Here is a 22,652-nt window from a genome sequence, read left to right as displayed (position 1 = left end):
TTCTCGCAATTCCTCTTCTATTATGAAAGTAACCGCAGGTAACGCCATACACTGTACTGCCTACGACCATTCAGGAGGTGGCCCCGTGTACTTTAAGCACAATCCGCGTCTCGGAATTTCCCTGCCGGATTTTCCCGTCTCCTACGATGATCTACCGGCCGACGTGCAGGAACAGGTACTCGTGGAGTGGGAGAACATCCGCTCCTCCATTCCAGATCAAATCATGCGTTTTGAACGCGTCATTGAAACGTATCTGGAAGCGATTCACCACGAAGAGAATTGGGATGTCATCGCCAGCTACTTTGACCAAATTGCGGACTACGCCAGCCGAATCCACGACCTGAACACGTGGCAGCGCGTAGATCCCTCGCTTTCAGTACAGGTCCTGGAAACGGCTGCCGAACACCGAGACCGCGAGAAGTGAGCGCGGTGTAACCGGCTACCCTGAGACGAAGTCCTTACTCACCGATTTCCACAATCTCAACCGACTCCATACGAACCTCTTCTAGCGGCCGACTGCGTTCACCCATACCTGATGTCGTCACAGGCGTAGCTGCAATCTTACGAACCGTGTCCATCCCATCTGTGACTTTGCCAAACACTGTGTAGTTGGGGTAATTGTTGAGATGCCTGCACTGTTCCCCTGTGCAGATGAAAAATTGTGATCCATTCGTGTTTGGTCCGGCGTTTGCCATCGCTACAATCCCAGGCTCATACGGCAATGCGGGTGGCAGTTCGTCTTCAAATCGGTATCCGGGGCCTCCCATACCCGTACCCGTTGGGTCCCCTGTCTGCACCATGAATTCCTCAATGATCCGATGAAACACGATGCCGTCGAAGTATCCATCACGAGCGAGCGCCACGAAGTTGTTGACCGTTTTCGGCGCTTGTCGGCTCAACAGTTCAATTGTGAAATCGCCTTTATTGGTTCGAATCACTGCTTGATAGGTCACATTGTCCTTGAGGTTCATGGCTGGTGGCTGTTTGTACTGTTTCATCACATGCGTCGTCCTCTCTATGTCGTCTATTCATCGCGATAACTTACCACATGTTACCATACGTACTTGGAGAATTCAAAGCCCGGCGCAGGCACGGCGACGGTTGAATCGTGTTCATGTACACTTCTCGCCCGCTATCCAGATGCCTTGTTTGTACTTCGTCTGTTTTGGATAGACTTGTTGCAGTCACACAGATGAGAATACACACAGCGTGGGCACTGCGTTTACCCGGGTTGTCTGGGAAGCGCAGTGCCTCTCGATAAGGTTGTTGGAGAGGGTTGACAGATTTGCACGACCATCACCTTTCACTATCGCACCCGGAATCGGGTTTAACGTTCTCATCCCCGGTTCCTTCACTGGGGCCTGTGCGATGGCTATCCAGCAGGGAAGTTCGCCCGACCCTGAAGGCAGTGTACCAGAGCTGGCAACAAAGCAGTGGCACCGGAACCCTGGAATCATTCGCGTCCATACAGCACGAACTCTGGGTAGCGCAACATGGGGCATGTCCCGAACCAGATATCTGTTTGGTTCCATCCAAACGTGATAAACAGGTCCTCGGCGTTATGTCGGGATTTCGCCGGTATGGTCACAAAGACTTTTTTGTTCAGTCGATGGCCATTCACCCGCTGTACGCTGCCAACGAGACAGCCTCACACAGGATTACACAGCGTCTCCTCGAGGCGGCCATGGACGAAAGCATCTCCATGGGCTGCTATGGCTGGGTGAGTTGTGCGCCGGAGCCAAACGAGGTGGAATTTTGGAGAGACCTCGGGTTCAGCCGGCACGATGCTTTCACGTTCAAACGAATGGGATACTTCCACTAAAACCGTGCAATTGGTTCCGCTAGAAAGTATTTGCAACAAATCCGCCGAAACCCCTACAATGGACGTGGAGGTGACCCGGCGAATGGAATATCGCAGATTGGGCAAAAGTGGTTTGAAAGTCTCGGAAATCGCACTGGGCAGTTGGCTCACATACGGCACCGTGACCGAACGCGAACAGGCCGTTGCTTGTATCAAACAGGCGTACGACCTTGGCGTCAACCATTTTGACTGCGCGAATGTCTATGGTGCAGAGCCGCACGCGGCGGAACGAGTACTCGGGGAAGCGTTGGCCGCATATCCGCGGGAAAGTTACGTCGTCACCACGAAAGCATTTTGGCCTGTCGGTGACGGTCCAAATGACCGCGGCCTCAGTCGCAAACACATTGTCCAGGAAGTGGAGAAGAGTCTCTCGTCTCTCGGCGTGGATTACATAGACATTTTCTACTGCCACCGCTTTGATCCCGACACAGACCTGGAAGAAACCTTGCGCGCTATCGACGACCTCATTGCACAGGGCAAAATCCTCTATGGCGGAATCAGCGAGTGGCCAGCGGAAAAAATTGCCGAAGCGGTACAACTGCAAAAGCAACTCGGGTTGCGCAAGTTGGCAGCCAGCCAGCCGGTGTACAACATGTTCAACCGCTACATTGAAAATGCCGTCATCCCGATTTGCGATGCCGCGGGGATTGGTCAGGTTGTATTTTCGCCGCTCGCACAGGGTGTCTTGACAGGAAAATACAAGAAAGGCCAACCAGCGCCGGAGGGTTCTCGTGCCGCAACGCCCAAGGTGAGTCGCTTTGTCGAGCGCTTTTTGCAAGACGACTTCCTAGATAAGGTCGACGCGCTCGCCAACATTGCGAAGAACCTCGACCTCACGTTGTCCCAGTTGGCACTAGCCTGGGTACTGCGCTTGCCCAGTATCAGCAGCGCACTCATTGGAGCCAGCCGTCCGGAACAGGTCGTTGAAAACGTCAAAGCGTCCGGCGTCCGTCTGGACGACGAGACACTAGCGGCGATTGAGGACGTATTGAACGGCAACACGAAGTAAACGTCATGCATTGCTGTGGAGAGGGAGGAACGCGCAGCGGTTCTCCCTTTTTGACGTCAAGTCGAGGAGACGTGCCAACGATGAGCCGGTTCTGGCCATTTGACGAAGCGGTGGCAAAGGTACACACCCTCGCCAGCCCGCTCGATGTTCAACAAGTTCCGGTGGATGGCGCTGTGGATAGAGTGATGGCGCAAGATGCCTTCGCTGCTGTCGACGTCCCACCGTTTGACCGCGCGATGATGGATGGTTTCGCCATCCGCTCGAATGACGCGGTACCTTCCCGTGAATTGAAGGTCATTGGTACTTTGCCAGCAGGCCAACGCTACCCCGATTCACTGCAACCTGGTCAGGCCCTACGCATTATGACTGGCGCCCCAGTGCCAGCGGGCGCCGACGCTGTGGCGAGGTTCGAGTGGTGCGACCAGCCGACCCCCGGCACAGTCGTCGTGCTTCATCCGGTTGCGCCAGGAGAATCCATCCAACCCGCGGGGCAGGACTGTCAGCAAGGACAAGTCGTGGTCGAACGCGGAACGCGCTTGACCTCTGCGCACGCCGCCTTGCTCAAGACGTGCGGCATCTCTTACGCCTCGGTGTTTCAGAAGCCGACCGTCGCCATTCTCGTCACCGGTTCAGAGCTCTGCCACGACCCGTCGCGCTCCCTACGCGCCGGTCAGATCTACGGATGTGACGACCTGCTCGTTGCTGGCGGCGTCGCGGCTCTCGGTGGAACCGTACTCCAAATCGAATACGTTACCGACAATCCGCGGCTCATCGGACAGGCGCTGGAGAGATACGTGAATCAAGTGAACTGCGTCATCACCACCGGAGGTGTCTCCGCGGGTGACTGCGACTTCGTGCCAGAAGCCCTCAGGCAGCTCGGCGCCCAACTGCATATCGAGAAAGTGTGGATGCGCCCGGGATCGCCATTTGTTGCAGCGACACTGGGCGACACGGTTGTCTTCGGCTTGTCGGGCAATCCGGCCGCGTGCACCGTGCAGTTTGAAACGTTGGTTCGCGCTTATTTCGATGGATGTTTCGGACGTGACCCTCAGGTATTTCCAGCCTCCGGCATTCTAGAAGAAGAACTGCACCTGAAACCCATCAAGCATGTGCGGATTCTGCGCGCGACTGCCGCAATCGAGGACGGACAAGTTCGCGTACATCCGGGTGTCTCGCAATCTCCAGGCGTCCTCTCTAGCCTAGCCTCCGCGAACTGTTTGATTCGCATGGACGAAAGCGATGCATTGCCAGGCACTGTGGTGCCCCTGCGTTGGCTACGTGCTTGAACAACACATAGCGTCCCACCTAGACTCAGGAAGGAGGCACGAAGGGTTGATCTACTTTGCTCATCGCATGCAAGCACAAGATCTGAAGACATTCATGAACGCTGTCGACGAGGAAGTGATTGCAGGTCCATTGCGCGTGGACGGCCAGTGGGCAGCTGCTTTAAGAGAGGCTGAAATCATCGTCTGCCCAGGGTCCGAAATCTCGGAAGACCTTGTCGACCACTGCGCCAACGCTCGCTGGTACCATTCCGTTTCCGCGGGCGTCGACAAGGTTCCTTTTCGACTGCTTGAACAGCGCGGGATCCTCTTGTCGAACTCACGCGGAATTCACGCCAAGTCGATTGCTGAGCAAGCGCTTGGCATGATGATTTCCTTTACGCGCGGGCTGCACATCAACCTGCTCAACCAGAGGGAACACCGCTGGGAACGCGAGTATCCCTTGACAGAGTTAACCGACCAGACGCTGTGTATTGTTGGGTCCGGCACCATCGGGCTGGAGGTCGCGCGCAAAGCAAAGGCGTTCGACATGCGAGTCATTGGCGTCAAAAGAACGCCATTGCCACTGCCGAACCACGACGAAGTGGTCGAATTCTCAGAACTGCATCAGGTACTCGAGGTCAGTGATTTCGTGATGGCCCTGACACCTTTGACGGCGGAGACGTACCATTTGTTTGACGCGGCGGCATTTCGGTCCATGAAGTCGACAGCCGTGTTCCTGAACTTTGCCCGCGGCGACGTGGTCGATGAGAAGGCTTTAATCGCCGCATTGCAATCCCGAACCATCGCAGGTGCGGCGCTCGATGTGTTCCATGAGGAGCCGCTCCCTGCCGACAGTCCGTTGTGGACCATGAACAATGTGTTGATTTCGCCGCACAACGGAGGATGGACACCGCATCACGATAAGCGGCTCATTCCCATCATCCTGGAGAACTACCGGGCGTACCGCGAAGGCAAGCCGTTGCCGACGGCTGTGAACTTAAAGAAAGGGTACTAGGTCTGCCGTGTCGCGAAAATAGAACCGCCACACAATGCACTCGTGGCGGTGTATTCCCGTATCGGATGGACGCGGTACTACGCCTCCACTCCCTTGATTACGCATTGAGCACGTCGCGCCTGGTGAACTGAACGAGAGAAACGACCAACGATACGATCGCCCACGCGAGGAGAACGACGACGACGCTGGCCAGTCCAACGTGCTGTTCGAGCTGTTGAGAGAGATCTCCGGACCAGTTCCCCATCAGGTTGAGGTGCGTCGGGAAGAGCCAATTGACCCACGATTCATGTCTGGCCATCTGCACGACGATAAAACCTACAATGACGGAACCCATTGCGGCCGCCGTACTCACCATGGCCGATTTGAATATTGTGGAGCACAGCATTGCGATGGTTGCCACCACCATCATGGCAAGCGCTGTGTAGAAGAACCCCGTGAACAGGAACTGCCCCTGTGCCATGACGGCGGCGTGGTCGTAATGGGCAACGAGCATGGTACAGACATGCATCACGCCTCCAAGAATTTTTTCCGGTACAGTCGGATCAGCCATCGGATGACAAACCAGCAAACGGCCGTCGAGAGGACGTATGTAGTGAGAAATGCCGTCGTTGAGCCGTTTGACTCCTGTGAAAACCTGCCGAGACCAGCGTTCCAAGCAACAGACCGTGACACCATCCACAGCCAATTTCCCGTCAAACACCTTCCTCACACTCGCCGTCTCGATGGCGTTGGTCACAATGTTTCCCTCCCTTCGCGCCACTCGCGAAGCACCGTTTGAAACAACTCCACTAACTCCTCATCACTCAAGTGCAAGTGATGAGCTTCGACAATCCACCGGACCATCTCCTCCTTCAGTTCGCGAACTCGCACCGACAAATCTGGAATGTCTGGTTCAGTGGCGATAAATGTTCCTCGGCCGCGGATGACTTCAATGACGTGCTCGCGCTCCAACTCTTGGTACGCCTTTGCCACAGTGTTGTGGTTTATCGTCAGCTCCATCGCCAACTCTCGCACCGAAGGCAATTTATCTCCCGGATTCAGGACACCTCGCGCCACCGCTTCCTTCACTCCTTCGACGACTTGTTGGTACATCGGAACGGAAGAGCGAGGGTCTATATGCAGCCACACGTGCAGCACCTACCCGTCTCTCTTTCGGATGTATCCTACTTGTACTAGTGTACCAGTTCACCTAGTACACACAGACAATACATGGACACCGATTGGTTTGTAAAGGGGAAATCGCCACGTACACTTCACATCCATCGACGGGCAGCCATCCAACCTGAACATACGTGTCAACAGCCACCGGACGGCCAGTAGACGTGCGACATAAAAAAGACTTCGCGAGGGACGGGCAAGTACCCTGTCCCATATCGCGAAGTCCTGTAACACCGTATATCATTGTGCGTCATGATTCCGTTCGGTTAGACGAACCTTGCACCTATTGGAAAAGTGCTTCACACCGTCAATTCTTGAAATCGATTCAACACCTTCTGGAAAGACGACACAAGTTCCTGACGACGCGTCTGATACTCCACAGGGTCGTGGAAGCCCAGTTCCGGACGCAAATATTGTTCCGGAATACCTGGGACGTGGAGTGGCACGTTTAAGAACAGGTCGTCGTCGCGACGCGTCTCCAACGCGTCCAACTCGCCGCGAATTACCATGTTCACCAATTCTCTCGTCAGACGGAGCGGCATTCTGTCTGTGTTGCCGTAGCCGCCGCCAACCCAACCTGTAGAGAGCAGGTAGACCGATACATCGTGCTGTCTCACGCGTTCCATCAACATATCAGCGTACCGAACCGGGTGGTCCGTCAAAAAGGGCTGTCCGAAGCAAGCCGAGAACGTAGGCTCCGGATTGACAACCCCGCGTTCCGTGCCGGCCAGTTTGCTGGTGTATCCGAGCAGATAGTGCTTTTTCGCGTCTTCTGGCGTCAACTTCGCCACTGCAGGCAATACCCCGGATGCGTCAGCAGAGAGGAACACGATGACGTTCGGATGACCACCGCGCGCTGCCGGTTCACGGTTGCGGATGAATGACAGCGGATAAGCGGCGCGCGTGTTTTCCGTCAGACTCTTGTCGTCGTACAACGGTTCACGACGTTCGTCGTAGACCACGTTTTCCAACACCGCGCCAAACTGAATGGCGTTGTAAATATCCGGTTCCTTCTCCTTGGACAAGTTGATGCACTTCGCGTAGCATCCGTTCTCCATATTGAAGACGCCGTCTTCACCCCAGCCGTGTTCGTCGTCGCCAATCAATTTTCGCTTCGGATCTGCCGACAGTGTGGTTTTCCCCGTGCCGGACAGTCCGAAGAACAGGGCGACATCCCCACGTTCGCCAAGAGAAGCCGAGCAGTGCATCGGCATCACATTCTGTTCGGCGAGATGGTGGTGCATCAACGTAAAGATGGACTTCTTCAGTTCTCCGGCGTATTCCGTACCACCGACGAGCACAATGCCCCGCTCTGGGTGCAAGACGATGAACGTCTCACTTCGCGTACCATCGGTGTCTGGATTGGCCTTCAACGTCGGTGCACTGTACACTGCGTAACGGGGTTCCACATGTTCCGACCCCGACATAAACAGTCGCTGCACGAACAAGTTGTGCCATGCGTACTCTGTGTAAAAGCGAACAGGCACTTTATAGCGAGGATGCTGATTGACAGCTCCATCAAACACATAGCCGCCTGTCGTTTTGAGGTGGTTTACCACTTTCCGAAACAGGTTTTCAAACTGTGACTCGCTCAGCCATTGATGTTGTTCCCTCGGCAGGGAGCATCCCGGATAAGCGACGAAGTACTTGTCCTTCGGAGACCTTCCGGTGAACTTGCCTGTGTGTGCACAGAACGCACCGTTGGCAAGTAGGACTCCTTCCTTCCTTTGTATTGCAACCTCAATCAGTTCTACAGGCGTCAGGCGCTGCCATGGGTTCGACGTCACGAGCTTCACTCCTCACGTATTTCTTACGAAATCCATTATGACATACTATATACGTTCTGTGTACCTATTTTGACATACTTTTTATCGTTTTTTGACCTAATTGTGATCAATCCGTTGCAAAATCACGACGAACCCCGACATCAGCATACGTTTTACGGACAGCTGGTCTATTTGTGGCGAACCTGCCTGACGCCTTCCCAGATCTCGGTCCGAAACTGAGCGACGGCATCTCCGGGTGACTCCAACTCCGCTTCTGAGAACCGTTTGATCCAGGGGCCCGCCCGAAATGGAGCGACGTTGTGCGGAGCCACTCGTACCTCGTAGGTCTGTGCCATCCCTGGCACAGCACGGAAGGTTCTCACCAGCACATTGGCCACCTGGGGTTCAATCGGTGGACTCATTAACTCGATGTCGGCGAGAGGAAACCTTGTGAACAACCATGTCCATTCTCCCACTAAATACATCCCTCCCATTGCAAGGACCAAATCCATTATGCCACGTCTCTCTGCCCCCCATGATATGATGTAGATGTGGGCTGGAGTGGATTGGGCTATCCGTGCCTCCTCACCCAGCCATCTTCCAATTCCGTGAGGCGGTTGACAAATGGACGCGCGCCTGATCTCTTACCTGTACTACTTCAACATAGAGCAAGACTACTACGAATGTCATGAATATGGAGAACACTTATGGCTGGAAACCGGACGCCCCGTGGTGCTGAAAGGCCTCATCCAGGCGGCCGTCTGCTTGTACCACCTGCGCAACGGAAACGTCAAAGGCGGGTGGAAGATGTGGCAGAGGGCCAGGCGATACATGGCAGACGCCTGTCCCGTTTACCAGAACATAGATCTGCAGCAGTTAACGGATGACATCGACGCCGTTTTTGCACTGGTTCCAAGCGAGTGGTACAGCAAAGTGGTGTCGTCAAAAGACATCGAAAAACTTCACTTGCCAACGGTCAAAATCCGCATCGTCCAAAAAGACCTGGAACAAGCGCTGCCGACGTGGCACCCTGTTCCTCTCGAAGAGAATTAGAGCTCACCACGTCACGGCAACGAATGGGGCGACTTGGGTGTTTCGCAACCAGCAACACGGCTTCGGTTTGGACCCAACCGTTGACCGATGTACGTCACGCCAGCCGTGACCAATAACAAGGCTCCAGTCAACAGGAACACGCTGTGCACACCGCAGGTCCCACCTAGGAATCCGCCCATCAGGGGACCGAGCAAGGTTCCTACCTGGTTGGCTGTCTGATTCAACCCGAACGCACGTCCACGGAACTCTGGGTCTGTGTGTTGGACCACCATCCCGTTGAGTGCCGGGAAAACGGCGCAAAAGAACGCTCCGTAGACGAAGCGAACGACGGAGAACCCCCAGATCTCATGAAAGGGAATCTGCGCCAGGTTACCTAGACCTCCGCCCACGAGGCCAATCAACAGCACCGTACGAAAGCCAATTTTATCCGCAAATTTGCCCCACCGCGCGGCAAACAAAACGCTCGCCACGCCAGCGATGGAAAAGGTGATCCCAGCGAGCAAACTGGCATTATTGAGCGATCCCCCGATTTGCGCAATGTACAGCGGCAACACGGGCTCGATGGTCATCACGGAAATTGAGGTCAACCACGTGATGACCAACGTAATCAGCAGCGGCTTGTTGGAGCCTGCAATCTTCCATGCGTCCAGCACGGAACTCCGCGTCTTTGCGGGAACGAACCGGTCTTCCCGCACCCATAGCCAGACGAGGGTGGTGGCAATCAGCATGATGGCACCAGCGCTGCCAAATGCCACCCGATAGTTGAACAGGCGCGCAAGCCCTCCACCGAGCAAGGGACCCACGATGCTCCCTGTCGATGTGGATGTGGAAATCATCGCCAACGCATACCCGACCTTGTCCTCCGGCGTATTCGTCGCGACCAGCGCGATGGCGCTCGGGATATACCCGGACAGGAGACCTTGCAAGGCCCGCAGGAACAGGAGTTGGTACGGGTTTGTGACGAACGCATCGAGCAGGTATACCAGACAAAGGACAAATCCGGACCGTAAAATCATCGGTTTGCGCCCGTACTTGTCCGCGAGCGATCCCCAATACGGCGACATCATGGCACTAAATAAAAACGCCACGCTGAACAGAAGGCCGGACCAGAGTTCAACGTGTTGGTGGACACCAATTTTCAGGAGAAACAGCGGGAGGAACGGAATGACCATGGAGAAACTGGATGAAGTGATGAGTACGCCACACCACAGGATGAAGAGATTTCTTCGCCAACTTTCGTGCACCATCGCAAACCCCCTCATCTTGTGTATGCACAGATTGTATGCTATTTCGACCTTCGAAGGAATCGGTAATTTGGCGTGAATTCCTTCAAAATGACTCGAAACCATGGCTTACGACGCACTCTGCCCGACATTCGCCCATTCCCGTGGGCGTGTTACCACATGTCCCAATTCCGGTGTATACTGTACAGTGAACGTCTTTTGCAAGCTGGTGCGTTGCAACGATTCTTGGCCGTGGTTCAGCGAGGACGAGGTGTCGCTTGTATTTTGCAAAATGCACCTTGCAAGTGCAAAATGCTGAAGTGGAACTGAAACTGACAATCCATTACGTCTGAGAAGGTGTTTCTATTGAAAGTCCGCAAAGCGGTAATTCCGGCAGCAGGGTTCGGCACGCGCATGTTGCCTGCGACCAAAGCAGTCCCCAAAGAAATGCTGCCCATTCTAAACAAACCATGCATTCAATATATCGTAGAAGAAGCGGTATACGCTGGAATCGAGGAAATTCTGATTATTACAGGTCGGACGAAAAAAGCGATTGAAGACCACTTTGACCGGTCGCCAGAACTCGAGTTTCACTTGGAGCAAAGCCGCAAGGCATCCATGTTGACGGAGGTCAAAGCCATCTCCGACTTGGTGGACATTCACTACGTACGGCAGAAGAGCCCCCTTGGTCTGGGACACGCCATCCTCTGCGCAAAGTCGTTCGTGGGGAACGAGCCATTCGCTGTCTTGCTCGGCGACGACATCATTCAATCCTCGACTCCGGTGACGCAACAACTGATGCGCCAATACACGGACGAATCCAAAGTCTTGGTTGGTGTACAGCGCGTACCAGAGGCAGATGTGTCCAAGTACGGCATTGTCGAGCCCGTTTCTACTTCCACAAATGGAACGTTGGAGATCCGGAACATCGTGGAAAAGCCAACCCCGGCAAAAGCGCCGTCAACGCTGGCTGTACTCGGTCGCTACATACTTCCGCCTGAAATCTTCGAGGCATTGGAGAATACGCCCATTGGCCACGGCGGTGAATTGCAATTGACAGACGCCATTCAAAAGTTTGCTGTGGCCGGGAAGCTTCAGGCGTATCAATTCGAAGGCATCCGGCACGACATTGGGAACCTCAAGGGCTGGCTGAACGCGAACATCTCCTTTGCGATGGCAGATCCGCAGTTAGCAGAAGCGGTACTCCGCCAAATCAGCAGCGATGAGCGCGCGATGCTGGCATTACAGGCAAAGGCGTCCACCCGCTAACAGCAAAACGGGTGAGGCCATGCGCCTCACTCGTTCCATTTCGGATGCGCATCATACGGGTTTCATCGCTTCAAACGGTTGCTTGCAATGGTTGCAGAAGAACACCGAGCGGCACGCCGTTGGCCCAAACAGGTTGTCGAGCCTGGTGTTGTTAGACCCACAATATGGACAATCCGCCGTCAACTGCTTCATCTGTAACAAGGAACAGGCCGGGGGAGCAATCCCAAACGCCTGCAACTTGCGTTTTCCCTCTTCACTGATGCGTTCTGTCGTCCACGTCTCGTCGAACACGAATTGGACCGAGACCCGCTCCACACCAGGTACTTGCATGAGGGCCTGCTCCACATTTTTGCGCAGCATGGGAATCGCGGGACACCCGACAAACGTCGGCATCATGGATACTTCGACTGTGCCGTCTTGGCAGCGCACGTCGCGAACCATGCCTAGGTCGAGCACTGTGAGGGTGGGCAGTTCCGGATCGTATACGGTTTGCAGTGCATCGCGCACCGCACTTTCCAACTCCAGGTCACGGGTCGTCACGTCCTGTTCTTCAGTGGCCATACAGCCCCCTCCTTCCCGGCTCACATGCACTCACCACACCGCAGCTTTGTCGATGAAGTACACTTCACCCATGGTCTGCAACAACTCGCTGAGGGCATCCGTGTGCCGTCGGCGTCCATCGGATGCATCGCACCACTGGGTGGGCACCTGAACATCCAGCTCACGCATCACACCCGCTACCTTGTCGCGCCATGCCTTCTGCAGCTCTACCGACGTAACCGGCAGGATACCCGATTCCCGCAACATGTCCGCATGTGGACCGAGATCAAACAAACTTGGCACATCGCTCCACAACTGTGCAATGGCCGCCTCCATCCGATGGCGCGCTTCTCCCCCCGCACGGATGAGTCGCCTGAACCACAGGTCGTGGTGCAGGTTGTGGTAAAACTCTTCCCTGCGGATTTTGACGGCACCCTGTCGAAGTGGAACGTACGCCGATGTCTCCAGTGCTTGCAACCGGAGATCTTCGAAGCTGTCGTAGAACCAGTGGCGAACAATCGTATGCGCCCAATCTCCATTCTCTCGCTCCAGCATGACGGCATTCCGACGCGCGTGCGGCGACCGCTCAAACGCAAGTTTATCCGCCACATCCTCTCCGAGTTCCGCCAACAAGTTGTAATAGAACACCGCATGCCCGACTTCGTCTTGCGAGATGGAACTGAACGCCACGTCCTCCTCAATCTCCGGCGCCAGGCCCAGCCATTCGGACGCCCTGTGGCCGATGACCAGGTCGTCATCCGCCAGTTGGTATAAGAGGTCTTTCAGTGCCGTGAGCACTTCTGGATTTGAAATCACCGCTTGCACATTCTCCATCACCATCGGGACTGTCAACCTCCCTTCTCCAAATCGTTCACAATGTCCTCGATATGCAAAGCCTTCTGTTTGAACGCCTTCCAGCGCCGTGCGTTGTCAGCGTATCCATCGACGCGGCGATAGTCCTTGTCAAACTCGTTGGCGAAAAACTCGGGCACGTCGTACGGTGTCGCGTGAATGTGGTCCTTGCGAACCACCCAGATGTTGACCGCCTTGTCGCGTCGAAGAAAGTTTTCGCGCGCCAGTTGGAGAGCGATGTCCGGTGATGCAGCCAGAACACTACCCACATGTTGATGGTGTGCCAAGTGGTCGTACTGAACAAAAACTTCGTAGGGATGATAGAGTCCCTCTGCTTCTTTGAGTTGCATCAAGCGTCCCTCCTCACACACCCACTGGAACGGCAGTGGACCTTGTCATCGCTTCCCGCACCCACGCTTGGCCCTCGTGCGCTTGCCTGCGCAGCGCAATTCTCTCCTGCGACTTCGGTCCCGTGTTGTCGCGCACCATTCGTCCGAACTTTTCCCAATCCGGCTGCGTATACACCCACTTGCCCGTGGATTCATCGAAGTGGAGGTTCGGATCTGGAACCGTCAAACCGAGCGAGCGGATGCGTGGTACATACCGCGACAAAAATTTCTGCCGCAGCTCTTCGTTGGTCTTCTCCCGAATCCGGTACTCCATCATGCGCCGTGCCGATTCCGAAATTTCCGGCGGACCAAAGAAGAAGATGAGCGAGTCCCACCACCGGTTCAGCGCGTCCTGTAGCATTTGCCGCTGTGCCTGGGTTCCTTCTGCCAGCGACAAGATAATGGATTCGCCGTGTTGCATATGGAAGCTCTCTTCCGCGCAGATGCGCTTCAGCACGCGTGCGTACGGTGCGTACGAGGTATCCAGCAATGCTGCTTGTGAGACGATGGCAGCACCATCCACCAACCACCCGATGACACCGGCGTCCGCCCACGTCGGCGATGCCATGTGGAACACGTTGTGAAATTTGGTTCGGCCGGTGAAGATATCCGTAATCAGCTGTTCACGCGTCACGCCCAGCGGAGCACCCAGCTCTTCCGCGACGCGGAGCAATAGTTGACCGTGCCCCATTTCGTCCTGCACTTTTGACATAATCCCCAATTTGCGGCGGAGCGTCGGCGCCTTCGGAACCCACTCCTTCTCGGGGAAGGCACCCATGATTTCGCTGACACCGTGCATCTGAATGAACTTGAGCAACAACTTGCGGTAGTCGTCCGGCATCCAATCTGTCGCCTCAATCTTCTCACCGCGTCGAATTCGTTCCATAAACTGCTCGTGCAACCGTTCCGAATCCATTACGTTTCCTCCTCTCGCACCGATCCTGGTTTCGTGCTGTCCGATGCCGGTGATGCGCTCATCTGCACACCGCGTAGAAGCACCGTCGCAAGTTCGTCAGCGACTTGCTTGGCGGAAAGCTTCCCACCCGGTTGGAACCACTGATACAGCCAGTTGGCCACCGACAAGGTCACAATTCGCGAAAACCGCAGGTGTTCGGGGTAAAAGTGCCCCGAGTTGACACCTTCCTCGAGAATGCGCGCCCAGAGTGCCTCGTACTGGTCGCGTTTCTCCTGGATGATGGCGCGCCGTTCGTACGAAAGCGCTTTCCATTCATGTGAGAACACGGAAGCCGCGTCGAGGTGTTCCGCCACCACCTGAATGTGGACTGCCAACGCGGCGCGGAACTTGTCCGGCGGTGTCCTTTGTGATGCCACAACCTTCTCCAAACGCTGAACAAAGTGATCCGCGACTTCGTTGGTTATCTCGAACAGCAAATCTTCCTTGGTTTTGATATGTGCGTACAAGCTTCCCGACAGCACTCCACTTTGTTCCGCAATGTCGCGGATGGTTGTGCCGTGATAGCCTTTTTCTTTAAACAGTGCTTTCGCCGCCTGTAATATCTGCTCGCGACGGTTGCGTTCGGCCATGTCCCAGCCTCCAAACCAAGCGCTTGCTTGGTAACATTGTATGCGGTTTCATACGATTCTGTCAATATTCTGAACAGGTGTGGTTGAGCCACGGAGCTGCTTATCCACTGGACAAATAGAGTGAAGAGAAAAACTCCCTTGCATGCAGAAGGGAGTTTTTCGATTTAAACTTGGTCAAGTGTGGCGCCCGCCTCGTTCCCACTCTCAGCAGCCTTGGTCAAACGGGACACGTCTCACTTCGGCTCTGGGTAGGACTCAAACAGCACGGACAGATTCATACGTCCCATTTCCACAAACACTCTCGGACGCACGAAGTAGAGATATGCGGAAATCGGCTCACCCTTCGTCAACGCGGAAGCTGCATCCAGGTACACCGCCACCTGTGCTGCGTATTCTTCCGCTTTCGCGTCGGCAAGCTCAGGACCGATGTTGTCCGTCTTGTAATCCACGAGTATCCAGCCTTGGTCGTCCTGTGCCAGGCAGTCAATGACACCTTGCGCAACGGCAAAGGAAGTGACATCGTTATCCGTTGCTCTGGACCTCTTCGCTGCGGGCGTGTCCAGACGCTGAAAGAACGGTTGCTCGCGCATCACACGCTTCGCACGGGCCAGTCGCTGACCGATGGGAGACGCAAGAAACGCCACCACGTCTTCCACATGAACGGCCGCCGCGACGTCTGCATGCAACCTCCCGGTTCTTACCAAAGCATCGATGGCCTCCGTCACTGCGCCGACGTCCGGTGCGGTCGAGAAATCGAGATATTGCATGACGGCGTGGAAGGCAATGCCGCTTTCCCTGGGCGACGCTACCTCCTGTACAAACCTTGGGTCCTCCAACATGCGCTCGGCCGCACCTTGGAAGAGGGGTTTGGATTTCCGACCTTTCACCTGTTTGGCGACCCACAATCGGCGCAAGTCTGTGGCAGAGACTTTCCCTGGTACCACCATCTCAGGGGACGCGTCGTCTTCTGACGTCAGCACCCAATCCGCCGCTTCCGAGACGGATCTCGATTCGTTGTCGAGAAAGCGAAGAACGTCATCCACCGTTCGAGCGGTCCAGCGCAGCTTGTCCTTCGTCGTTGTGGCTGCCGCTTCCACTTCTCCGAGGGAGACGCGTGGATGCATCGGTACATCCCACAACTGCACATGAAACCGAGCGGGATGATCCCAATATGGCCCGACGACTCGAGCGTTCACTGTGTCATCCGTTGCCAACGAGCGAATGGCGCCTCCGTCGCGGTGCCGACACAAGGCGGGCAGCAGCCAGTCGAGGCATGACTTCGCCTCGAGCAACGCATCTGCCGGCAATGTGTGTTCCTGCGGAGATGCCCTGTCCACGGCCTTATCTACTAATTTGTCTAAATTCCGCGCCGAGCCAACCAAGATCAGCTTCTCGCGTGCGCGCGTCAACGCCACGTACAGCACGCGCGCCTCCTCCGCAAGAAACTCCGTATGTTCCAGGTCCTCAATCGCCAGTGAGGCGATGGTGGGCCATTTTTGGTCACCTTCGGGGTCTACGCATTGTGGACCAAAGCCGAGTTCGCGGTGCAGCGGGAACGAGGCCTCGAGCGGATCGCGGTAAAACTGTTTCCCCAAATCCGCAACAAACACCACCGGGAATTCCAACCCTTTGCTCTGATGGATGGTCATCACCCGCACGACGTCTTCATTCTCTCCGAGCGTACGGGCTTCGCCCACATCCACGTCGTGTTTCAAGGCGGCGGCTGCAAAGTTGACAAACCCGTACACACCGTCGGTCGATGCGCGGTCAAACGACCTTGCCTTTTCCAACAGGACCTGAATATTGGCCCGGCGGACATCTCCACCCTTCATGCCCGCCACGTAACGTTCCAGCTCGGTGTCGTCCAGGATCTGCCGCAACACATCTTCCGTAGACGCTTTGCGGGCTTTGGATCGCCACGTCGAGAAGCGGTGCATGAACGCCTGCACCTTTGCCTGGAGTGCCCGCGCAGCCGCCTCCGACGTCTCCCAGCGCGCTGCCAGATCTGCAGAGGATACGCGAAGAACCGCCTTCCAGGCGTCGAAAAAGTTTCTCTTTTGTACGGCGCGGATGCGGGCCAGGTCCTCGTCCTGAAACCCTCCGATGGGCGAGCGCAGCAACGTTGCAAAGTCCAGTTCGCGCCGTGGGTTGTCGATGGCAGACAGCGCCGACAGCAGCCAACCGACCTCCAAAGACCCGTAAAAGCCGGTTGACGTCGCACCGTACGCGGGAATTCCAAACCTGCGCAAGACTTCCAGCACGGGTGTCATCCGCGTCTTCACAGAGCGGAGCAAGATGACAATGTCCCTGTATTGCAATGGTCGATACGCACCGAGCTTGGCGTCCCACACGGTGCGGTGGACGCTGTTCGGGGCTTGCCCCATCAACTCCAGGATCCGTCCGGCTATCACGGTCGCTTCCCGTTCGATGGCGGACAGGTCCTCCGGCGCCAGCTCTTCGCCCGCCTCCCCCGACAACGACACTTCTGTCCCGGATTCTGCGTCGACCTCGGATTCTGCCGCTCCGCCATCCCGGGCTATCAAATGAAATTCGACCGGTCCAGCGAGGCTGGCGTCGCTATCATCTGGATAGGTTGCGCCAACGCGCATTTTGGCGCGCTCGTCGTACACAATGCCGCCAAAGTCTAGCGAAAACAGCTGTTCAAACAGGAAGTTGACGGCATTCACAACTTCGGCACGGCTCCGATAGTTCGCGGACAGGTCAATGACCCGTCCCGGCGCTGTGTCACCGAGCGTCTCGTACTTGTGGAGGAAGAGGTTCGGTTCCGCCATGCGGAAACGGTAGATGCTCTGCTTGACGTCGCCGACCACAAACTGATTGCCCTCTGGCCGGGTGATGAGGGACACGATGGCGTCCTGAATCGGGCTGGTATCCTGGTACTCGTCGACAAACACCTCGACAAAGTGCTCCTGCAACCGCTTCGCTTCGCCGCTCGCCGGATCTTGGAGGGCCTGCAGCGCGTAATGCTCGAGGTCGTTGAAATCCAGTTGTCCACGCTCCCGCTTCGCTTGTTGGTAGCGCTCGTGAAAGGATTTGACAAACCGAACGAGCGTGGCCACGTCCGGTTGCAAATGAATCACGTCTTGGTGCAGCGCGGCCAGTCCCCGTTCCAGGAGGGGGACCAGGCTTTGCAACCGCTTGATGCCGGCTGTCCGCTTACCCGTGACCAGTTCCTTGGCGGGATGGTCCTTCGCACGCGGTGATTTCAGTCCCAGTGCAGCGCGCAGCGACAGTGCGGCTGTATCCAAGCCTTCGGCGGTAGCCAATGCAGCGTACCCCGCCTCGCACAAGTTCACCAACTGCACGAGGTTTTCCGCGTAGGACGCCAGTTCTTCGTACTCGACGGCAACGTCCCGAGCCGCAGCGAAATCTCGCATGGAAGCAGCCACCTGACGACGAACCCACGCCAGAAACTGCGGCATCCACGGTAAATCCCCGGGCGCCGCACCCACCGCGTCCGCAAACCGGTCGGCCATCCCTTGCAGCCATTCGAGCGGGTGCGGCTGGCTGACGGCGAACGTATGCAGGCGGAACACCAGCTTCGAAAAGCGCTGCGGATTGCTGCCGGCGAACCGCGTGATCACGCGGGCCAGCGCATCGCGCTCCGGACCTGCCAGCACCTGCTCCACCAGCGACTCCAGAACTTCTGCTTTCAACAGGACAACGTCGTCTTCGGCCATCAACGAAAACACAGGTTCCAGTCCGAGAAAGAGAAAGTTGTTTCGCACCACCTGCATGCAAAAGCTGTGTAGCGTCGAAATCTGGGCCTGCTCCACCTGGGCGAGCTGTTGGGAAAGCCGCCGTGCGGCTTCGCTGTCCCCGTCTTTCTGGGCTTGCTGGTACAGCTTCTCCAACCTGTCGTTGATCCGCTTTCGCATTTCCGCCGCAGCCGCCTCTGTAAACGTCACCACGAGCAAGCGCTGCAAGTCTGTTCCGTCGCTGCCAACCACGCAGTGAACCACGCGCTCCACGAGCACCGACGTCTTCCCAGAGCCGGCGCCTGCGGATACCAGTACGTTCTGGCCACGGGTTTCTATGGCCAACCTCTGTTCCGCCGACCACCGAGACAGATCCAGCTTCAACGTTCTTCTCCTCCTTCATGGACTGCAGCGGCTTCTCTCCAGCGGTGAAGCACTTCGTCTTTCGAAAGCCGTGCCAACCGCCGATACGGACTCGCGTCCCACCGCCTGTCAATGTGACACAGGCGGCTGTACGCGCAGAATCGACACGCCGTGTCCTGCGGAGACAGCATGTACGGGGCCACCGAAATGTTCCCTTGGCTAATCTGGTGCGCGGCTTCTTGGACGCGCTGCATCGCCGTCTCGAGCAGTCGCTGCCAGTCCTCAGGAGGCAGCGCTGGCGCGGTTTTCATGAGCGATCCGTCCTTCTTGTAGACCTGCTTGAACAAGTCGCTGGCTTCGCCCTTCGCCAACCTCGTGTCCATTGACTCCACGACGTGGCTCTGGTGCACCATGAAGCCACGCGTGCGCATTTGTTTGAGGCTTTCCTCGCGTGCGGCATCGTTGTCCAGCGGCGCACGGCGAAGCGTCATCTTGCGCAGAATGGGGATGTAAATCAAGCCACCTGGTGTCGAACGCTCCCCGAACAGCGCTTCGCTGTGCCGCTCAACCACCGCCGCGTAGACAGGCAGCTGAAGTTGCATACCGTACTCTACCGAAGACAAATCAATGTCCAACGCGCTGCTCTTGTAATCGACGATGCGGAAGACGTGCCCAGACTCGGTCTTGACGGCGTCAATCCGGTCAATGCGCCCACGCAATACCACGGTGACACCGTTGTCTAGAGATACCTCGAAGCCGGGTAAATCGCTGCCTTCCCCAACACCGAAAGACACTTCCATCGCAGCTGGAGTGAACAATCCATACCGAGCGTGACGTGTCAACACGACGGCAGCGCGCTCTAAGACACTCCACACCTCGGACGCCTGAAAGCGGCGAAGCGCCTTTCTTCCCCACAGTGCCGCTTTTGGCGAGGCCAGCACTTCCTCAAACACGCTGTGCATCACGGCCACCGCCTCATCGTCCGCGAGCGCGCGCCAGGCGTCTACATCCTGGCGCAGTCTGTCGAGAAACAGGTCCAACGCGTCGTGCAGAATGGTCCCACGTGCCGCAGCTGTCACGTCCGGTGCCACATCCTCTTGCAGCCGCAGCCCGTATTTCGCGAAGTGCTGAAACGGACATGCAAAGAACGATTCCAATTGGTACACGTTCAAGCGCAGTGGCGTGCCGTACAGTGCCCGGGCCGTGGCGCTGGACAGTGGAGGCGCTCCCGTTTTGTGGACCACGCCAGCCAACGCCTTTCGCAACCGCTTGCGCCGTTGGTCATTCTGAGTAAACCAGCGGTACATCGTGGCGCGGTGCGTGGGCTGCAAACGACTTTCCGTACCGTCGCGCAAATCGTCCAAGAGCCTGTCCAACGCGGACGACTCTGTCCACCACTTCCAGTCACTGATGAGTCCCTCTCCCTGTTCCGTCCACAGGGCGTCTTCTTCGAGCCCGGCGGCGAACATCTCGCGCACGGACTGGACGAGCGCAGCAGGGCGGATTTCCTTGCCCTGTGCGTCCGCCAAGGGGTACGTCAAGAATAGCCGCCGTCTCGCTCTCGTCAACGTCGTATAAACGGTGAAACGCTCGGCCAGTTGGCGCTCCTCGGCCGTGTCACCGAGCCGCTGGCCCACGAGTTGGCAAAACTGCGCGCGCTCATCGTCCGTCCACAACCCGCTCGCGCGCCAACGCCTCGGCAAAGCGCCATCCGCCGCCCCCATGACGAAGACAATGTCGGCGAAAAATCCTTGTGCTCGACGGTAGTCACTCACAAGGACTTGGCCGAGTCCAGCCGGGATGCTGGTCATACGCTGCCCGATGATATCACTCTTCACCACCTGCAACAGGAAGCTGCGGTTTACGGGTGTCTCCGGTAACGTTTCCCAAAGATCCCCCAGCAGCCCCATGATTTTTTGCCAGGCTTGTTCGTGCAGGCTCGCTTCCAGTGGGGATCTTTCTGCGTCTTCGCCGACCATCCACTCCGCCACCGCTTTTTTTGCATCCACGCGCTGCAGCAGATTCCACAAGGCCGCTGCAAACGCCCGCGGCGGGCACGCTTCGGATTCCAAATCGTTCCACAGCGGATGCATGTACTCCATCATGCACCTGCGCAAGCAGTCCGCTCTGGCGTCATCGCGCTGCACGGATTCCTCGACTGCGTCGCTCTCCCGGTTCTGCCATGCAAAATCCCAGGGCTCGTCTTGCAGCCAGACGTGCTCACCCTCCACCTCGTACTGTCTGATGTACGTCTCCAGCCAATCCGCATCGTCTTCCGACAGTTGGCAGAAGTCGGTTTTCAGCAGTCTCAAGACCGCCGACAGTGAAAATGCCTCTTCCACGCACTGCACGGCGGCCAACAGAAACTTGGCCAATGGATGATTCGCGAGCGAGGGAAAATCGTCGAGTGCGACCGGAATGCCATGCCGCCGGAACGCCTCTCGCAGATAAGGAAAGTAGAGCTCTCCATCGGGAACCAGCACCGTCATCCGCTCGTAGGGCACGTTTTGCTCGTTGTGGAAACGTAACAGTTCCCGTGCCACCCCGTCCGCCTCCACATGGATGTTCTGAGCGGCGGCCAAACCAATGCCAGAACCGGTCTCCTGAAGCACCTGACGCGGCCCGAATATCCGTTCCTCCAATAGCTCCAGTCCTCTTGGCATCGTGTTTTTCGGACTGTGCAGCAGCACAGGCTCGGACATCGGCAGATTGCGCTCTGCACACGCCTCGACGATGCGCTGATACAGCCTGACCGTTTGTGGTGCGAATACAGCTTCGGGTCTGTCCAGGGTGGAGAGAATGTCCATCAATGTGCACAGCTGTGCATCGATTGCACCTGCTCTTGCTGTCCGCAGGCCCTTGCCATTCAACTCCTGTATCCAGGCAGGGTCCACGCACAAGGTGATGACCGTCTCCTCGGCAACAGCGGCGAGATCCAGGACAAACGCGAGCTCACTGGCCGTGAGATCCGAATATCCGTCAATGTACAGCTTCGCACCCTGCAAATCACTCCACGACGGAAGGTAGGGTCGGACAATGTCGTACAAATTGGCGGGATTGTAAAGATTCGCGGCAGCCAGTGCCTCCTGCCAACGAAGGTAGAGCAAACTGAGGTCCTGCAGCTTGCCCATCATCGTCGACGTCGTCAGTGCAAAACCTTCTCCGGACTCGGAGAGGGCCGCATCTGCGTCGTCCAGCAAAGCTTGCAGTTGTTCCACGCGCACGCCTGCTGCCGACAGTTCGTCAAACGCCTCAAGCACTGCGTCCAAGAAGGCCACGGACGGCTGATCTTTGAACAGCACCTGGAGATGGGCGCGAGATTCCCGAAACACGTGAGACAGCAACAGTCGGCGTCCAGTGGTGTTCACAGGGTGCTGTGGCCCTTTTGCCATCTCGGCGTGCGCGCGCTCCGCGAGGCGGTACATGTGGACGACCTCTGCTCGGATGGCGGTTGGCACGGCCTGCAATAAGTGGCGCTCCGTCGCGTATGACAACGCATCCGGCACTACCCAGAACAGCTTGCTGCCAAGCGGCGACTGTGCCAGCTCAGCTTGGATCTGCGACCGGATCCAGCGGGACTTTCCAGCGCCCGTTCTCCCCAGTACCAACTGAATTCTCCCCAATG

At 56.7% G+C, this 22,652-nt stretch carries 20 protein-coding genes; 7 read left to right on the top strand and 13 right to left on the bottom strand.

The genetic code is table 11. From position 1 onward, the window contains the following. The first annotated feature begins 85 nt into the window (after nucleotides 1–85). Entirely contained in the window at nucleotides 86–424 is a 339-nt protein-coding gene (locus YWK_RS19205) for a hypothetical protein (protein ID WP_051375416.1), read from the top strand. A 34-nt stretch (nucleotides 425–458) separates the two neighbouring features. Here the strand turns inward: YWK_RS19205 and YWK_RS19200 are convergent, their stop codons facing one another. Then, nucleotides 459–998: a peptidylprolyl isomerase gene (locus YWK_RS19200; RefSeq protein WP_211231392.1), complete on the bottom strand. Its 540-nt coding sequence runs from the start codon at nucleotides 996–998 to the stop codon at nucleotides 459–461. 365 nt (nucleotides 999–1,363) lie between these two features. Here YWK_RS19200 and YWK_RS22760 point away from each other — a divergent pair, with 365 nt between their 5' ends. The 4 genes from YWK_RS22760 to YWK_RS19195 all read left to right on the top strand — a co-directional run bounded on the left by YWK_RS22760 (nucleotide 1,364) and on the right by YWK_RS19195 (nucleotide 5,150). Then, on the top strand, nucleotides 1,364–1,822 hold the full coding sequence (locus YWK_RS22760; RefSeq protein ID WP_342664242.1) for a GNAT family N-acetyltransferase: 459 nt from the start codon (nucleotides 1,364–1,366) through the stop codon (nucleotides 1,820–1,822). Nucleotides 1,823–1,904: 82 nt separating this feature from the next. Further along, the gene (locus tag YWK_RS0109285; RefSeq protein WP_026964570.1) at nucleotides 1,905–2,870 is read left to right on the top strand and encodes an aldo/keto reductase family protein; all 966 of its coding nucleotides are present in this window, start codon (nucleotides 1,905–1,907) and stop codon (nucleotides 2,868–2,870) included. Nucleotides 2,871–2,950: 80 nt separating this feature from the next. Continuing rightward, nucleotides 2,951–4,156, top strand: a complete 1,206-nt coding sequence (locus YWK_RS0109280) for a molybdopterin molybdotransferase MoeA (protein ID WP_026964569.1) — start codon at nucleotides 2,951–2,953, stop codon at nucleotides 4,154–4,156. Between the two features lie 46 nt (nucleotides 4,157–4,202). Beyond that, on the top strand, nucleotides 4,203–5,150 hold the full coding sequence (locus YWK_RS19195) for a D-2-hydroxyacid dehydrogenase (protein ID WP_051375415.1): 948 nt from the start codon (nucleotides 4,203–4,205) through the stop codon (nucleotides 5,148–5,150). A gap of 97 nt (nucleotides 5,151–5,247) precedes the next feature. On the opposite strand, the gene YWK_RS0109270 is transcribed toward YWK_RS19195, so the two are convergent. The 4 genes from YWK_RS0109270 to YWK_RS0109255 form a co-directional block, all read right to left on the bottom strand. Next, nucleotides 5,248–5,886 carry an ABC-2 transporter permease gene (locus YWK_RS0109270; RefSeq protein ID WP_026964568.1) on the bottom strand — a complete coding sequence of 213 codons (639 nt, stop codon included), beginning with the start codon at nucleotides 5,884–5,886 and terminating at the stop codon, nucleotides 5,248–5,250. Continuing rightward, entirely contained in the window at nucleotides 5,883–6,287 is a 405-nt protein-coding gene (locus YWK_RS0109265) for a GntR family transcriptional regulator (RefSeq protein WP_245578576.1), read from the bottom strand. The genes YWK_RS0109270 and YWK_RS0109265 overlap by 4 nt, the downstream gene beginning before the upstream one ends. Before the next feature lie 320 nt (nucleotides 6,288–6,607). Then, nucleotides 6,608–8,095: a phosphoenolpyruvate carboxykinase (ATP) gene (locus tag YWK_RS0109260; RefSeq protein ID WP_245578575.1), complete on the bottom strand. Its 1,488-nt coding sequence runs from the start codon at nucleotides 8,093–8,095 to the stop codon at nucleotides 6,608–6,610. A 167-nt stretch (nucleotides 8,096–8,262) separates the two neighbouring features. Further along, nucleotides 8,263–8,550 (bottom strand): hypothetical protein, encoded by a 288-nt coding sequence (locus YWK_RS0109255; protein ID WP_026964565.1) that lies wholly within the window; start codon nucleotides 8,548–8,550, stop codon nucleotides 8,263–8,265. Between the two features lie 148 nt (nucleotides 8,551–8,698). On the opposite strand from YWK_RS0109255, the gene YWK_RS20975 reads away from it, so the two are divergent. Continuing rightward, entirely contained in the window at nucleotides 8,699–9,127 is a 429-nt protein-coding gene (locus YWK_RS20975) for a DUF309 domain-containing protein (RefSeq protein WP_051375414.1), read from the top strand. 11 nt (nucleotides 9,128–9,138) lie between these two features. On the opposite strand, the gene YWK_RS19185 is transcribed toward YWK_RS20975, so the two are convergent. Continuing rightward, on the bottom strand, nucleotides 9,139–10,374 hold the full coding sequence (locus tag YWK_RS19185; RefSeq protein ID WP_051375413.1) for an MFS transporter: 1,236 nt from the start codon (nucleotides 10,372–10,374) through the stop codon (nucleotides 9,139–9,141). Nucleotides 10,375–10,707: 333 nt separating this feature from the next. Here YWK_RS19185 and galU point away from each other — a divergent pair, with 333 nt between their 5' ends. Continuing rightward, the gene (galU, locus tag YWK_RS19180) at nucleotides 10,708–11,619 is read left to right on the top strand and encodes a UTP--glucose-1-phosphate uridylyltransferase GalU (protein WP_281172241.1); all 912 of its coding nucleotides are present in this window, start codon (nucleotides 10,708–10,710) and stop codon (nucleotides 11,617–11,619) included. Nucleotides 11,620–11,670: 51 nt separating this feature from the next. Here galU and paaD read toward each other — a convergent pair whose 3' ends face one another. The 7 genes from paaD to YWK_RS0109205 all read right to left on the bottom strand — a co-directional run bounded on the left by paaD (nucleotide 11,671) and on the right by YWK_RS0109205 (nucleotide 22,650). Next, nucleotides 11,671–12,180: a 1,2-phenylacetyl-CoA epoxidase subunit PaaD gene (gene paaD, locus YWK_RS0109235; RefSeq protein ID WP_026964564.1), complete on the bottom strand. Its 510-nt coding sequence runs from the start codon at nucleotides 12,178–12,180 to the stop codon at nucleotides 11,671–11,673. A gap of 30 nt (nucleotides 12,181–12,210) precedes the next feature. Further along, on the bottom strand, nucleotides 12,211–13,011 hold the full coding sequence (gene paaC / locus YWK_RS0109230) for a 1,2-phenylacetyl-CoA epoxidase subunit PaaC (protein ID WP_245578574.1): 801 nt from the start codon (nucleotides 13,009–13,011) through the stop codon (nucleotides 12,211–12,213). After that, nucleotides 13,008–13,361 (bottom strand): phenylacetic acid degradation protein, encoded by a 354-nt coding sequence (locus YWK_RS0109225; protein ID WP_026964562.1) that lies wholly within the window; start codon nucleotides 13,359–13,361, stop codon nucleotides 13,008–13,010. The genes paaC and YWK_RS0109225 overlap by 4 nt, the downstream gene beginning before the upstream one ends. Nucleotides 13,362–13,374: 13 nt before the next feature. Further along, complete coding sequence (paaA, locus tag YWK_RS0109220) at nucleotides 13,375–14,316, bottom strand: 1,2-phenylacetyl-CoA epoxidase subunit PaaA (RefSeq protein WP_026964561.1); 942 nt, start codon at nucleotides 14,314–14,316, stop codon at nucleotides 13,375–13,377. Continuing rightward, nucleotides 14,316–14,945: a TetR/AcrR family transcriptional regulator gene (locus tag YWK_RS0109215; protein WP_026964560.1), complete on the bottom strand. Its 630-nt coding sequence runs from the start codon at nucleotides 14,943–14,945 to the stop codon at nucleotides 14,316–14,318. The genes paaA and YWK_RS0109215 overlap by 1 nt, the downstream gene beginning before the upstream one ends. 233 nt (nucleotides 14,946–15,178) lie before the next feature. After that, nucleotides 15,179–19,048, bottom strand: coding sequence for a helicase-exonuclease AddAB subunit AddA (gene addA, locus YWK_RS0109210; protein WP_026964559.1), 3,870 nt, complete (start codon nucleotides 19,046–19,048; stop codon nucleotides 15,179–15,181). After that, nucleotides 19,045–22,650: a PD-(D/E)XK nuclease family protein gene (locus YWK_RS0109205; RefSeq protein ID WP_026964558.1), complete on the bottom strand. Its 3,606-nt coding sequence runs from the start codon at nucleotides 22,648–22,650 to the stop codon at nucleotides 19,045–19,047. The genes addA and YWK_RS0109205 overlap by 4 nt, the downstream gene beginning before the upstream one ends. Nucleotides 22,651–22,652: the final 2 nt, after the last annotated feature.

Source organism: Alicyclobacillus pomorum DSM 14955, from assembly GCF_000472905.1.
Classification (GTDB): Bacteria; Bacillota; Bacilli; order Alicyclobacillales; family Alicyclobacillaceae; genus Alicyclobacillus_A; species Alicyclobacillus_A pomorum.
Note: the sequence above shows the minus strand (reverse complement) of the source record. Positions and strands in the feature narration are given on the sequence as shown.

What these genes read in the sequence shown, in the direction of transcription:
- YWK_RS19200 (WP_211231392.1), bottom strand. Translation starts at nt 998, where the DNA reads ATGAAACAGTACAAACAGCCACCAGCCATGAACCTCAAGGACAATGTG.
- YWK_RS0109285 (WP_026964570.1), top strand. Translation starts at nt 1,905, where the DNA reads ATGGAATATCGCAGATTGGGCAAAAGTGGTTTGAAAGTCTCGGAAATC.
- YWK_RS0109280 (WP_026964569.1), top strand. Translation starts at nt 2,951, where the DNA reads ATGAGCCGGTTCTGGCCATTTGACGAAGCGGTGGCAAAGGTACACACC.
- YWK_RS20975 (WP_051375414.1), top strand. Translation starts at nt 8,699, where the DNA reads ATGGACGCGCGCCTGATCTCTTACCTGTACTACTTCAACATAGAGCAA.
- YWK_RS19185 (WP_051375413.1), bottom strand. Translation starts at nt 10,374, where the DNA reads ATGGTGCACGAAAGTTGGCGAAGAAATCTCTTCATCCTGTGGTGTGGC.
- paaD (WP_026964564.1), bottom strand. Translation starts at nt 12,180, where the DNA reads ATGGCCACTGAAGAACAGGACGTGACGACCCGTGACCTGGAGTTGGAA.
- YWK_RS0109225 (WP_026964562.1), bottom strand. Translation starts at nt 13,361, where the DNA reads ATGCAACTCAAAGAAGCAGAGGGACTCTATCATCCCTACGAAGTTTTT.
- paaA (WP_026964561.1), bottom strand. Translation starts at nt 14,316, where the DNA reads ATGGATTCGGAACGGTTGCACGAGCAGTTTATGGAACGAATTCGACGC.
- YWK_RS0109215 (WP_026964560.1), bottom strand. Translation starts at nt 14,945, where the DNA reads ATGGCCGAACGCAACCGTCGCGAGCAGATATTACAGGCGGCGAAAGCA.